Here is a 13049-nt window from a genome sequence, read left to right on the forward strand (position 1 = left end):
CCGACGTTGCGCTTCCAAGGCGTGGATGGCCGGAACAAGCCCGGCCATGACGTGGAGGGGTTTACCCGAGAAGCGAAGGAGTCAGGCGAATGCCGCCAACCTCGATGCCGTTCCAGTTCCTGAATACCGGCTGCGCCAAGGCCTCGACGGCGGCTCGCTCCTGATCGCTCAGGGGCAGGAAACGCAGAATCAGGCCGGCCATCATGGCCTCCGCCGCCCGCGTGTGACCGTCATCGGCCTTCAGGGCGATGCCGTAGCCGAGTTCCGGGAACGTGGCACAATAGACGCCCTCGGCACCGACCTTCACGAAGGCGCGCTCTCTCAAGATCTCCATGAGCCTGGTGTCGAAGCGTCCGGTACCAGCCACCATGAAGGGATGAGCAGCAACAGCCTTGCGGATGCGCTCTGCCGCTGCCTTGGCCCCGCCTGAGAGCCCGGTACCCGTGCCGAATTTGGCAAAACCGAAGGCGAGCGAAGGCAACCGGACTGCATAAGTCGGGATCGAGCAGCCATCGATACCGCTCTTTTCCATCGAGTGGCAGGCGCCTGTCACATCCTCCAAGGCCTCGCGCACCATGCGCTGCACCGGATGGTTCGCGCCCACATAGCCCTTTGGGTCATTGCCCGTCCCGCAGGCCAGGCAGATGAAGCCCGCATGTTTGCCGGAGCAGTTGTTGTGCAGGGCATTCGGGATTTTGCCCTCTGCCGCCAGCGCCCGGCTCGCCGCCTCGCCCATCGGCCAATGAGTCCCGCATTCCAGGCAGCCCACATCCCGCCCGGCCTTGGCCAGCATGGTCTCGGCCACCCGCACATGCTCCGGCTCACCGGAATGAGAGGCGCAGGCCAGCGCGAGCTCTTCGTCCGTCAAATTGTATTTATCAGCAATACCACGCTCGAGCAGCGGCAGGGCCTGGAGGGCCTTGACCGCAGAGCGCGGAAACACGCGCCGGTCCACGTCACCGATCGACAGGACGGTCGCACCCTCCGCATCGACTACGGAAACGCTGCCCCGATGGCGCGATTCGACCAGCTGCCCCCGGATGACCTCGACAAGGAAAGGATTATCCATGAATGCCCCGTTATGAAAACGGCGGTCTTTTGGGCGCGCTTTTGCAAGATGTCAAAGGGGGGATTGTTTCAAAAGAGTCACGAACCCTTTTGGCATTCCGGCTTGCGGCCAAGTCTCCAGCGCCCTAAACCCTCGCTCTTGAGACAAAGGAGAGATCCTGATGCGCATTGCGATGATCGGGTCGGGCTATGTGGGGCTGGTGTCCGGGGCCTGCTTTGCGGATTTCGGTCATGAAGTGTGCTGCGTGGACAAGGACCCGAGCAAGATCGAGGCTCTCAACCGCGGCGAAATCCCGATCTTCGAGCCCGGCCTGGACGATATCGTCGCCAACAACGTGCGCGAAGGACGCCTGACCTTCACTATCAACCTGCCCGAGGCCGTCAAGAACGCCGAGGCGGTATTCATCGCGGTGGGCACTCCCTCCCGCCGCGGCGACGGCCATGCCGATCTCTCTTACGTCTACCAGGCCGCCCGCGATATTGCGTCCGCCATGGACGGCTATACGGTCGTGGTCACCAAATCCACCGTGCCCGTGGGTACCGGCGACGAGGTCGAGCGCATCATCCGCGAAATCCGGCCCGACGCGGAATTCGCCGTGGTCTCCAACCCGGAGTTCCTGCGCGAAGGCGCGGCCATCGCCGATTTCAAGCGCCCGGACCGCATCGTCATCGGCACCGACGATCCCCGCGCTCAAGGCGTGATGAACGAGGTCTACCGGCCGCTCTATCTCAACCAGTCCCCAGTGCTGGCCATGTCCCGGCGCACGGCGGAACTCACCAAGTATGCAGCCAACGCGTTCCTGGCCACGAAAATCACCTTCATCAACGAGATCGCGGACCTGTGCGAGCAGGTCGGCGCGAATGTGCAGGACGTGGCGCGGGGCATCGGCCTGGACAACCGCATCGGGTCCAAGTTCCTGCATGCAGGCCCGGGCTATGGCGGCTCGTGCTTTCCGAAGGACACGCTGGCCTTGATCAAGACGGCGCAGGACTTCGCCGCGCCCATCCGCATCGTTGAGACTGTGGCGGCGGTCAACAGCCAGCGCAAGCGCGCCATGGGACGGAAAGTCATTGCGGCCTGCGGCGGCGCGGTGCGCGGCAAGACGATCGCGGTGCTGGGCCTGACTTTCAAGCCCAATACCGACGATATGCGTGATGCCCCGTCCCTCGACATCATCACCGCGCTGCAGGATGCCGGCGCCCGGGTGCGGGCCTATGATCCAGAAGGCATGCAAGCCGCCAGCGCCCTGCTGACGGACGTAGAATATGCCCGAGACGCCTATGGTTGCGCCCAGGGAGCCGATGCGCTGGTGATCGTCACCGAATGGGACATGTTCCGGGCGCTCGACCTCAAGCGGCTGAAGACCGCCCTTGCCGCGCCCGTGGTGGTGGATTTGCGCAACGTCTACCGCCCCGAGGAGATGCGCAAGAACGGCTTCACCTATTTCAGCATCGGGCGTGTCTGACTTCGGATGGAGAGGTGTTCACGCGGACGCTCTCCCGTGCCATACATCCCCTCACGTCGTTGTTGCTTGAAGCCGATGCCTTTTGGAGCGCCCTATGCAGACCTTCTTCGTCGAGATCAAATGCAAGCTCGGCAAGACCTACGCGGTTGCCAACGCCCTCGCCGACCGGGAGATCGCTTCCGAGATCTACTCGACGGCCGGCAATTACGACATTCTCGCCAAGTTCCACGTGGATGACGGGGTCGATATCGGCCATTTCATCGCCGAGAACGTGCAATCCATCCCTGAGATCGCCGACACGCACACGATCATCACCTTCAAGGCGTTCTGATCACTGCGTGACGGCGCTGGTCTCCGTCACGTCACCGGCCGGGCGCGTGACCTCCGCGAGATAGGGGCCGATGCCCTCGTAGCGGTCGAGGCGGCGGACGATTTTCGAGTCGATCTTGTTGTAGAGTTCGGCGACCGTGACCGGACGGCGCTTGCGGCCTTTGCCTTCCATGAACAGGCCCGTATTGGCCTTGGCGGCTTTCGGGAAGAGCTTGGAAGCCTTCATGTTCGGGTCCTGATCCAGAACCTCGAGGAAGCGTACGGCACTCTTCGCTCCCAGGAAGTGAGCAAGGTAGAGCTCTGCCTCTGCAAGCTCCCGTTCGCCTTGAGCGATAAGGGCGCGCTCCACGTCCTTGATCAGTTCGCCCGCCATCAGCGCCGAGAAGTAGGGATCGGTGCGCAGATTCATGATCCATTCCCGATCCTTGTCGCTCACCGACGGCTCGCCATTGACCATGCGGATGGCCTCGGCTGCGGCGGTGAAGCCGTAATCTGCAGCGTGCATGGCAACGATCTCGAGCCAGGTGCGGTCGATGAACTGGAACAGGCCCTCGGCAGAGGATGTTGGAGCCTTGGCTTCGGGCGAGAGGCTCGATTCCACGTCGGCCAGGGTCATCATGTAGACCGGGTCCACGCCTGTCACATGTGCCGCCTTGAGGATGGAGTGAACCAGCCAGCGCGGAATGTTGCGCCCGTTGAAGGGGATGATCTCATCCGGATTGCCCGAGGCCTCGGGGAGAAGCTCCTCCCGTTCCGGCTTCACCTTCTTCTTCAACGAGAACGCACCGTCGATGATGGCTTTGAAGAGGCCCGGCTGCTTGCCGAGTTCCGGCGTGAAGGCCACCGAAGCCGCCACAGGATTGGCCACCGCCAGCGGCTTCACCGGGGACGAGTGATTGTTGTACGCCATGGCCGTGGGCAGGGTGGCGACGGCGGCAGGACCCGCCGTCATTCCCTGGAATCCAACCATCAGGCCCAGAGCAAGGGCCACACGGACCGTTCGGCGGCGGCGGCCGCCTTGGCGCGGATCCGCAACAGGTTGCGGCACGGCGCACAGCAGCGTTCTTGCATTACTCGGCATCACACTTGTTCCCGCGAAGTTCGGCATTGGGGCCGAACCACCCCTTGTGTCATTCTGGGACAAGAGTTGACGGGTAGATGTGTCGAGAATCGGACAGCTTGACCGTAAGAAGCCAATCTTACGGGCTTAAAAAGCGTCTTTTCCCCGGGAAAGGATCCCTAGATCCGGGAATTTTATGAGGAAGACTGAGCTACGAGCTGCGCATTCGTGCGCTCGAGGCGCTGTGCCAATTCGCGCATGACGGCCAGCGACATCTGGGGAAATTGAGCCAGAAGCTCAAGGAAAACACGCTTGTCGATGCGAAGTGCCGTGGTCGGCTCGGTGGCCATGATCGTTGCGGAACGGGGGGTGTCGGACAAAATGCCCATCTCGCCGACCAGGGCATTGTTTGAAAGCTCAGCGACCTGGATTTCTCCATTCGGGGTATTAAGGAGTACGCTCGCACGTCCGTCGAGGACTACATAAGCGGCATCGGACGGATCTCCCTGCGAGAAGAATCGCTGGCCACTGGCGAATTGCACCCGCTCGCTGGTGAAGGCGAGGAGCTTGAGCCTTGCCGGATCGATATCCCGGAACATCGGCACCTGTCTCAGGGACTGAACCTCGGTCTCAAGGGTCATGCCACCTCTCCTGCTACACTCTGGGCGGCCTCCGCTTCGGGCTTGGGAGTCCTTCCCTGCGGACCAGCCGTCTTCTCCGTGACAATACGTCCGTCGTTCACCCGCATCTGAACATCGAAAGCCGCCGCCTGTCGATCATTAGGCAGCACCATGAACAGGCTTTGTTGTTCAAGATCGTCGAAGAGCGCCTGAAGAATTCTCTCGGCACGCTCCTCGTCGAAGGGAGCGAGTGCCCCATCGATGATCATGATATCGGGGCGCTTCACCAAGCAGCGCACCAGATTGACGCTGGCGCGCTCCTGCGGCGAGAGGAGTCTGCCCGCCGTGCCGACCTCGTGGTCGAGACCGATGCGCTCCACATCCTCCAGGAGGTTAAACTCCCGGATCACCGCCGCGATCGCCTCGGCCACCCGGTGCCGGGCGTCCGCCACCTGGTAATTGACCCGGCCGAACAGAAGATTATCCCGCAAGGGCGCCGCCGAGCAGATCTTCTCGGGATCGTAGAACTCGACGCCGGTTGCAAATCCCTTCTCGAGGGTTTCGCGAACAAGGCTCCGCGTCTCGACGATCCGCTTCTTAAGATCGTCGTCCAGAAGTCCCAGGCGATGGCGGGCTTCAATATAGGCCAGGGGCAAGGCGAGGAGTCGCATACGCTCCTCCTGTTTCAGATTGGTTGCGCCCCTTGCTCGACGCCGAAGAATCGCTTGGAACTCGGGCAGTTCATCCGCCCCGATAAAGGAAAACTGCGCGAATAGGGAGTGCCCCGGCGGCAGTCCCTGGAAGATTTCCGTCATGGTCTCGGCGATCTGGAGACCCATGGTCGTGAGAGTGTCTGTCAGCTCAGCCTTGTCGATGGCACTCCGGAATTGCGGGTTCTGGGCCAGATTGCGCCCCATGAACTCGTCCGAGACCGGGACGCCGAACAAAAGGTTCTCGGCGACGGTGGCCTGATCGTTGTAGTGATCGATATCAAAAGGCTCGACGAGATCGGCCATGCCGTTCAACCGGAAATTCTCCCGCAGGCGGCTGCGCGCCTCGACCAAGCGCTCCGCGAGGGCGGTGTGGCGCTCAGGGTCGATCCAGCCCGCGAGACCGAACAGGTAGATCGCCTCACCCATCTCGACACGCTCCAGGAGTTTCACCAGCACCCGGTCGAGCTCCTGCGCGTCCTTGACGCCAAGCCGTCGGTAATCGATCCACTGATCGGCGACGGTCTCAAAAGGGTTCCCGGTTCTCGCAGCCTCGGCCACGCGGTAGGCTGCCTCTCGCTTGCCCTCCTCGGATTGCGCCACGGGCTTGAGGCGCAGGCCGTAGATAAGATTATCGCGAATGCTGCCGGGGAAGAGGATGGGGTCCACACCCGCATAGGCAATCCTGCGACCGGCCACGGAAGCGGGGAGCTGCGCGAGATCTCGATCACCGATGCGAATGCGGCCATCGACGTTCGAAATACGGCGGGCCAGGACGCGAGCCATCATGCTTGCGGCGGGGCTGCCATTGGAAATCAGCGCAACCTTCGCCGGCAAGTCCAGCGAGAAGGAGGCATTGTCGATGATCATGTCTCCATGGGGTCCGCTGAGGCTGAGATTTTCGGCCGTGAGAGTACCGACGAGCGGCGCGTCCTCTCCTTCCTCTTTGGGCTCGATCATCGGGCCCAGCCGCTCTTCCGCGAAATGCTGGGTGACCTGATCGTATTTCACCTGCACGTCGAGACGCTGCTGATCCCAGTCGATCAGTTCCTTCAGGGGCGGCGGCAATTCGCGATAGGCGCTGATCACGGCGACCAGCTGACCGATATCGAGCGTACCGCGCAGGGCGAAATATCCACCCACTGCGTAGAACAGGAACGGCGTGACCTGCGACAGGAAGTTATTGAGGAATTTGACCGCGAATTTGCGATTGTAGATCTTCAGACGGATGTTGAAGAGCCCGAAGAGGCGATTGCCGATTTCCGCCCTCTCCCAGGCATAGGCATTGTGCACATGCACGACCTCGATGCCATCGAGCACCTCTCCGATGCGCCCTGCGAGTTCGCGAGAGGCGAGCTGACGCTGCTTGCCGAGACGCAGAAGCTCGCGCCGCAATCGGGGGATGATGGTGAATTGCACGGCAATAACGCCTAGCGCCATAAGGCCGAGCCAGACGTTCTGCACCATGATGAAGAAAAGCGCCGTCGAAGCCTGAAGCCCCAGCAAAACGGGCGTGATGAAGGCATCCCCGATGAAGCCGCCAATAGGCTCGACCTCGTCCTTGATGATGGTGGCGGTTTCTGACGACTTGACGGTCCGCAGCGCCTCCGGCGTGAAGCGCAGCACCATGGCGAACAGATCGAAGCGCATGCGCCTGAGCATCCGCTCTCCAAGCACGCCCTTGGAGATGTTGACCCAATATTTGAAGCCGTTGTTCACGACGACGAAGAAGAGGAACAGGCACGAGAGCCCGATCAGGAGACCGATACGGCCCACCTGGAACCCCTCGAAGAGCTGTACGGACCCGCCCCCCAGCCATTGCGGCCACTCGAAGCCAAGCTGCAGAAACGGTGCCGTAACGTTCCCTTCCTTGAAGGCCTCACCTTGGATGGCCTGGTTCACGATCTGGCGAGGAAGGTCCAGTGAAATGAAGTAAAAAGGCTGGGACAAAAGCACGACAAAGCAAATGAATAGCTGGTCGCGTTTTGAGTGAATCCATATATATCGAAAGAGGCTCTTTTCCATTGACGTAAAGTTATACCACTTAAACTCTGGAATGAACCTCTTCCCGATCTTGATCACTGTCTTATCTGATCGAGTGGGGCTTTAGAAGAGGTAGAGACGGAGGATGCGACGTCAACTGACGCGCCCTCCTGCCAAGGGGCAGCCGCATGGCGGATTTGGTGACCAGCTTGAACAAGGACCCTGATCCGCGCTCGGCCAGCCTTGATGGGGCCAGCGGCCCTCGGGTTCTGATCTACAGCCACGACACCTTCGGACTTGGTCACCTGCGCCGTTCGCGCGCCATTGCCAACGCCATTGTCGAAGATAGGCCAGACGCTTCGGTGGTGATCATCTCGGGTTCGCCCGTCATCGGCAATTTCGAGTTCGGCAGCGGCGTCGACTACATCCGCATTCCCGGCGTGACCAAGCTCCCAGACGGGGACTACCGCAGCCTCAATCTCAATGTGAGCATTGATGAGGCCACCGGCCTGCGCCAAGCGCTGATCCTCCAGACTGCGAAGGCGTTCCAGCCGGACGTGTTCATCGTCGACAAGGAGCCGACCGGCTTTCGCGGCGAGGTTGTTCCAGCCCTCGATTATCTGCAGGCAAGCGGCTGCCGCCTCGTGCTCGGCATCCGGGACGTGATGGATGAACCCGCTCTCCTCGTTCCCGAGTGGGAGCGCAAGGGCGCGAAGGAAGCCCTCATCCGCTACTACGACGAAATCTGGGTCTATGGCCTCAAGGATTTCTATCGGCCCCTCAAGGCGTTCGACCTGCCCGCCAGCGTGAAGAAGCGCATCACCTATACCGGCTATCTGCGCCGGGAGGTGCCACCCACCCCATCGTTGACCAAGTACCCGAAGATCACGAAGCAGCCCTTCATCCTGGTCACCACCGGTGGCGGCGGGGACGGCGACGATCTCATCGACTGGGTGATCTCGGCCTATGAGGCCGATCCGACGCTGGAGCAGCCGGCGCTGATCGTCTTCGGTCCCTTCATCGACCGCGATCAGCGCCGCGCCTTCGTGGAACGCATCGCCCAGCAGCCGAAGCTCGACGCCATCGCCTTCGACACCAAGATCGAGCGGCTCATGAAGAAGGCGGACGCCATCGTGGCCATGGGCGGCTACAACACGTTCTGCGAGGCGCTCTCCTTCGACAAGCGCACCCTGATCGTGCCGCGCACGAAGCCGCGCCTTGAACAATATATTCGCGCCGTCGAGGCCGAACGCCTCGGTCTCGTGCGCATGCTGAGCGATTACAAGAAGCCCCGCACGCCGGAGCGTATGGCGGAGGCCCTGCGCGGCCTCTGCTCGCAGCCGCGTCCATCGGAGGTCACCATTCCAGGCCTTCTCGATGGGCTTGACCGGGTGAAGGAGCGGCTTAAGGCTCTCACCAAGCCAGCAACCCCGTCCAAGCCAGCCTTTCATCAGGCGGCCGAGTAAAACTTCTGATGCTCCCGTCACCTACAGCCCGGCGGATCGCCATTGTCGTCAAAGGCTATCCGCGCCTCTCGGAGACCTTCATCGCGCAGGAAATCCTGGCGCTTCAGGATCGTGGGCTTGATCTCGAAATCTGGTCTCTCCGTCATCCGACGGAGCGGACCGTCCACCCCATGCACAAGAAGATTAAGGCGCGGGTGACCTATCTGCCGGAATATCTCTACGAGGAGCCGCTGCGTGTTCTCAAAGGTGCGTTCTGGAGCCTCGGGCAGAAAGGCTTTGGCGCGACGATCAAGGCATTCTGGCGCGACCTGAAGCGGGATGTCACCGCCAATCGCATGCGCCGATTGGGGCAGGCCTTCGTCATGGCGCGGGAGCTGCCCGCCGACGTGAAGCATCTGCACGTCCACTATCTCCACACGCCCGCTTCCGTCGTGCGCTATGCAGCGCTTCTCACCGGGCGTAGCTGGACCTTCTCGGCTCATGCCAAGGACATCTGGACGACACCCGATTGGGAAAAGCGCGAGAAGATGCGGGAAGCGCTCTGGGGCGTGACCTGCACCGCGCATGGCGCTCAGAACCTACAGGCCTTGTCTTCACCGGATCGCGTCTCGCTTGTCTATCATGGGCTCGACCTGTCCCGCTTCCCCGCTCAGCCCGAGAGCCGCCCGGCGCGCGACGGCACCAATCCCATAGACCCTGTGCGGATCGTATCCGTTGGGCGCGCGGTGGCGAAGAAAGGCTATCGCGATCTGATCCAGGCCCTCGCCGCCCTGCCGGGTGATCTGCACTGGCGCTTTGCGCATATCGGGGGCGGGGAGCTGCTGAGCAGCCTGAAGCAGCAGACGCAACAGGCGGGCATCGCCGACAAGGTCGCCTTCCTGGGCACGAAGGCTCAGCCTGACATCATCGCGCTGCTGCGCGAGGCCGATATCTTCGTGCTGCCGTCCAAGCAAGCGGCCTCCGGCGATCAGGACGGCTTGCCGAATGTCATCATGGAAGCAGCAACCCAGGGGCTTGCACTTGTCGCCACGAACTTTGCGGGAATCCCTGAATTCATCCGCGATGGCGTGGAGGGAGAGCTCGTTCCACCCGGCGACTGGGAGGCGTTGTCGAACGCACTTAACCTTCTCGCCCGCGAACCCGAGCGGCGAAAAGTATTGGGCGATGCAGCCTATCGCCGCCTTCGCCAGGACTTCTCCATGGAAGGCGGCATCGATCGGCTGGAGGAGCGCTTTCGTGCTCTTGTCGGCAACCTGAAAGAACCGGAGCCGGTGTGAGCGCCAAGAAGCCTGTCGCGTTCTATGCGCCGCTGAAGAGCCCGAACCACCCACTTCCATCGGGCGACCGCACCATGGCGCGCCTTCTGATGAAGGCGCTCGACGCCGCAGGATTTGCGCCGCAGCTCGCCAGCGAGCTGCGAACCCTCGACAGGAGCGGCGACAGGCAGGTTCAGGAGAACCTGCAACAGCAATCCCTGACGGAAGCCGCACGCCTGATAGACCATTACAAGAACCTGCCGGAAAAGCTGCGCCCTCACCTATGGTTCACCTATCACGTCTATTACAAGGCCCCCGATTGGATCGGCCCATTGGTGAGCGAAGCTCTCAACATACCCTATGTGATCGCTGAAGGTTCACGAGCGGCAAAACGCGCCCAAGGGCCCTGGGCTCTCGCCCATGCAGGTGCGGAAGAAGCGCTCGATCATGCCGATGCAATCTTCGTGATGACGGCCAAGGACCGGATTGCGCTGGAACAGGTGCATCCGGCTCATCAAGTCCTGATCGATCTACCGCCATTCCTGGATGCTTCGGAATGGCCGGTCCCCACCTCTCCTCGCAACGCAAGCACACCACGCCTTCTCTCGGTGGCCATGATGCGCGAAGGTGACAAACTCGCCTCCTATCGCATTCTTGCGAGCGCGCTCGAGAAGGTCACGCATCTCTCCTGGTCGCTTGATATCGTTGGTAATGGCGAGGCGCGTGCCGAGGTCGAGCGCCTGTTCGCGCCTTTCTTGGATCGTATGCGCTTCCATGGGCAGATCGAAAGCAGAAGCGATCTCGCCGCTCTTTATGAAGCAGCCGATCTTTTCGTCTGGCCCGCCGTCAACGAGGCCTACGGCATGGTGCTGCTGGAAGCGCAGCTCTTCGGCTGTGCCGTGATCGCCGGCGATTTCGGTGGTGTCTCAAGCGTGGTGGAGCATGGAAGGACAGGCCTTTTAACCTTGCCCGGCGACGCTACAGCTTTTGCGGATGCGATGAGAGACTTGCTTGAACATCCTGAACGGCTTCGGCAGCTTGGCGACGAGGCACGCCGCTTCATGACGAGGGAGCGCACCATTGCTGGCGCAGCCACGCGGCTACGCGAGGTTTTGGCGCCCCTCACATCGAGAAGAGGAGCACGAGCTTGCGCGTCCTGATCGTCGTCACCCATCTTCTGGGAGCGGGCCATCTCACACGAGCGGCGGCTCTTGCGCGGGCTTTCGCGCAGGACGGTCATGAGACTACGCTCGTTTCGGGCGGCACTCGATCCCGCCTGACAGGCCTCGATGGCATCACGTTTATTCAGCTGCCGCCTGTGCGTACCATCGGCACGGATTTCAAGACGCTGCTCGATGAGGACGGCGCGCCCGTCCACAACTTCCGGCTGGCGGAGCGCCGCATCCTTCTCCTTCAGGCATTGAGGGCAACCCGCCCGGACATCATCATCACCGAACTCTTTCCCTTCGGCCGCCGCGTACTGGCGGATGAGTTCATGACGCTCATCAACGAGGCACGGAGCTTGAGTCCACGACCGCTCGTCCTCTGCTCCATCCGCGACATCCTCGCCTCGCCCTCGAAGCTGGAGCGCATCGAGGAAACGCACGCACGCATTCTCGAAAGCTACGATGCTGTCCTCGTTCATGGCGATCCGCAGATCGTACCGCTGGAGGCCACGTGGCCCGTGGACGAGCGCATTGGTCCGCTCATTCACTACACCGGTTATGTCGATGAAAATCCGGAGCCCATTCCGCAGGGAATGCGCAATGGCATTCTCGTTTCCGGCGGATCGAGTGCTGCGAGCTTGCCGCTCTACCGCGCCGCCATCGCAGCCGCGAACGAGATCACGGAGAAGCCCTGGCGTATCCTGATCGGACGCGGCATTGCGGAATCCGACTTTGCGGCCCTTCACGACGACGCGCCGGCCCATGTGACGGTGGAGCGCGCAAGGCCGGATTTCCGCACGTTGCTGGCGCAAGCCGAACTGTCCATCAGCCAGGCGGGCTACAACACGGTGGTGGATCTTCTGCGCAGCGGCGTCGGATCGATTCTCGTTCCATTCGAAGCCGGCCACGAAACCGAGCAGCGCCTGCGGGCGGAACGCCTGAAGGCACTCGGCCTTGCCGAGATCGTCCCTGAAACGGAACTGTCGCCTCATCATCTTACTGAGGCCGTGCGCCTCGGCCTGTCCCGCGCGCCTTTGCCGCCCCCTCACATCAACCTCGATGGAGCACGCCTGAGCGTTGCCGTTGCGGAACGCCTCGCACTAACCCGTCCTGCCCTCCGTCGCTCCAACGACTGGTCTCCGGTGGAACGGGCCCTCGCACGCGCCAGGGACTACGGCTGCGCCATCCGCGCCTGGTGGCGGGATGATGATGCGGTGGCTGATACACCCCAGCTCGACCGGCTTCTCTCCTTGAGCCGTCGCAGCAAAGCCGGCATCGCGCTTGCGGTCATTCCTCATCGTCTCGAAGCCTCGCTGGGCAAGCGCCTGCGGAAAGAGGAGACCGCCTTCGCCCTGGTTCACGGCTGGTCTCACGCCAACCACGCCCCTGAAGGACAGAAGAAAGCCGAGTTCGGAGTTCACCGGCCGACCGCCATCATGGCAGCGGAAACTGAGCAAGCCTTACAGAGGGCGCGGGAGAAACTCGGCGGCACCCTTCTGCCGGTTTTCGTGCCGCCGTGGAATCGGGTCTCGCCCGAGCTGATCCAGCATCTGCCCCGTACAGGCTTCACGGCCCTTTCGACCTTCAACGACCGCAAAGCGGCTTTCCCGGTCGAAGGCCTGCTGCAGGTCAACACGCATATCGATCCGATCGACTGGCACGGTACGCGAAGCCTGGCCGATCCGGCTTTCATCATTGCGAATCTCGCCGCTGCCATCGACCGTCGCGTCATGGGCACGGCGGACCGGGAGGAGCCCATCGGCTTCCTGACCCACCACCTAATTCATGACAATGTCATCTGGTCGTTCTGCGAGGAGCTGATGATGCAGCTCCGGCATTGGGGAGTTCCCCTTATGCGCCCCGACCAGGTCTTTTCGGGTAGAAACAGGATCACAACCTTGGCCTGATGCGTTATGATGAGAGC

The 13049-nt window shown here is 61.9% G+C and carries 10 protein-coding genes; 6 read left to right on the forward strand and 4 right to left on the reverse strand.

The genetic code is table 11. The features are described from left to right. Window positions 1–61 precede the first annotated feature (61 nt). Window positions 62–1069: an asparaginase gene (locus ACUXUR_RS08370; protein ID WP_445501886.1), complete on the reverse strand. Its 1008-nt coding sequence runs from the start codon at window positions 1067–1069 to the stop codon at window positions 62–64. 160 nt (window positions 1070–1229) lie between these two features. Between ACUXUR_RS08370 and ACUXUR_RS08375 the strand changes: the two genes are divergently transcribed. Both ACUXUR_RS08375 and ACUXUR_RS08380 read left to right on the forward strand, forming a co-directional pair. Beyond that, complete coding sequence (locus tag ACUXUR_RS08375; protein WP_445501887.1) at window positions 1230–2534, forward strand: UDP-glucose dehydrogenase family protein; 1305 nt, start codon at window positions 1230–1232, stop codon at window positions 2532–2534. Between the two features lie 94 nt (window positions 2535–2628). Then, a complete protein-coding gene (locus tag ACUXUR_RS08380) occupies window positions 2629–2865 on the forward strand; it encodes an Lrp/AsnC ligand binding domain-containing protein (protein ID WP_047189580.1) in 237 nt (78 codons plus the stop codon). On the opposite strand, the gene ACUXUR_RS08385 is transcribed toward ACUXUR_RS08380, so the two are convergent. The 3 genes from ACUXUR_RS08385 to ACUXUR_RS08395 form a co-directional block, all read right to left on the reverse strand. Beyond that, window positions 2866–3945, reverse strand: coding sequence for a transglycosylase SLT domain-containing protein (locus tag ACUXUR_RS08385; RefSeq protein WP_445501888.1), 1080 nt, complete (start codon window positions 3943–3945; stop codon window positions 2866–2868). Between the two features lie 173 nt (window positions 3946–4118). Beyond that, window positions 4119–4565: a Crp/Fnr family transcriptional regulator gene (locus ACUXUR_RS08390; RefSeq protein WP_445501889.1), complete on the reverse strand. Its 447-nt coding sequence runs from the start codon at window positions 4563–4565 to the stop codon at window positions 4119–4121. Then, window positions 4562–7156, reverse strand: coding sequence for an ABC transporter transmembrane domain-containing protein (locus tag ACUXUR_RS08395; protein ID WP_445501890.1), 2595 nt, complete (start codon window positions 7154–7156; stop codon window positions 4562–4564). The genes ACUXUR_RS08390 and ACUXUR_RS08395 overlap by 4 nt, the downstream gene beginning before the upstream one ends. A 269-nt stretch (window positions 7157–7425) precedes the next feature. On the opposite strand from ACUXUR_RS08395, the gene ACUXUR_RS08400 reads away from it, so the two are divergent. Genes ACUXUR_RS08400 through ACUXUR_RS08415 form a run of 4 tightly spaced genes read left to right on the forward strand, consistent with a single transcriptional unit; the run spans window position 7426 to window position 13032 of the window. Beyond that, window positions 7426–8703: a glycosyltransferase family protein gene (locus tag ACUXUR_RS08400; RefSeq protein WP_445501891.1), complete on the forward strand. Its 1278-nt coding sequence runs from the start codon at window positions 7426–7428 to the stop codon at window positions 8701–8703. 8 nt (window positions 8704–8711) lie between these two features. Further along, a complete protein-coding gene (locus ACUXUR_RS08405; RefSeq protein WP_445501892.1) occupies window positions 8712–9980 on the forward strand; it encodes a glycosyltransferase family 4 protein in 1269 nt (422 codons plus the stop codon). Continuing rightward, on the forward strand, window positions 9977–11119 hold the full coding sequence (locus tag ACUXUR_RS08410) for a glycosyltransferase family 4 protein (RefSeq protein ID WP_445501893.1): 1143 nt from the start codon (window positions 9977–9979) through the stop codon (window positions 11117–11119). The genes ACUXUR_RS08405 and ACUXUR_RS08410 overlap by 4 nt, the downstream gene beginning before the upstream one ends. Continuing rightward, entirely contained in the window at window positions 11107–13032 is a 1926-nt protein-coding gene (locus tag ACUXUR_RS08415) for a glycosyltransferase (protein WP_445501894.1), read from the forward strand. Before ACUXUR_RS08410 ends, ACUXUR_RS08415 begins: the two co-directional genes overlap by 13 nt. Window positions 13033–13049 lie beyond the last annotated feature (17 nt).

Source organism: Microvirga medicaginis (assembly GCF_052658925.1).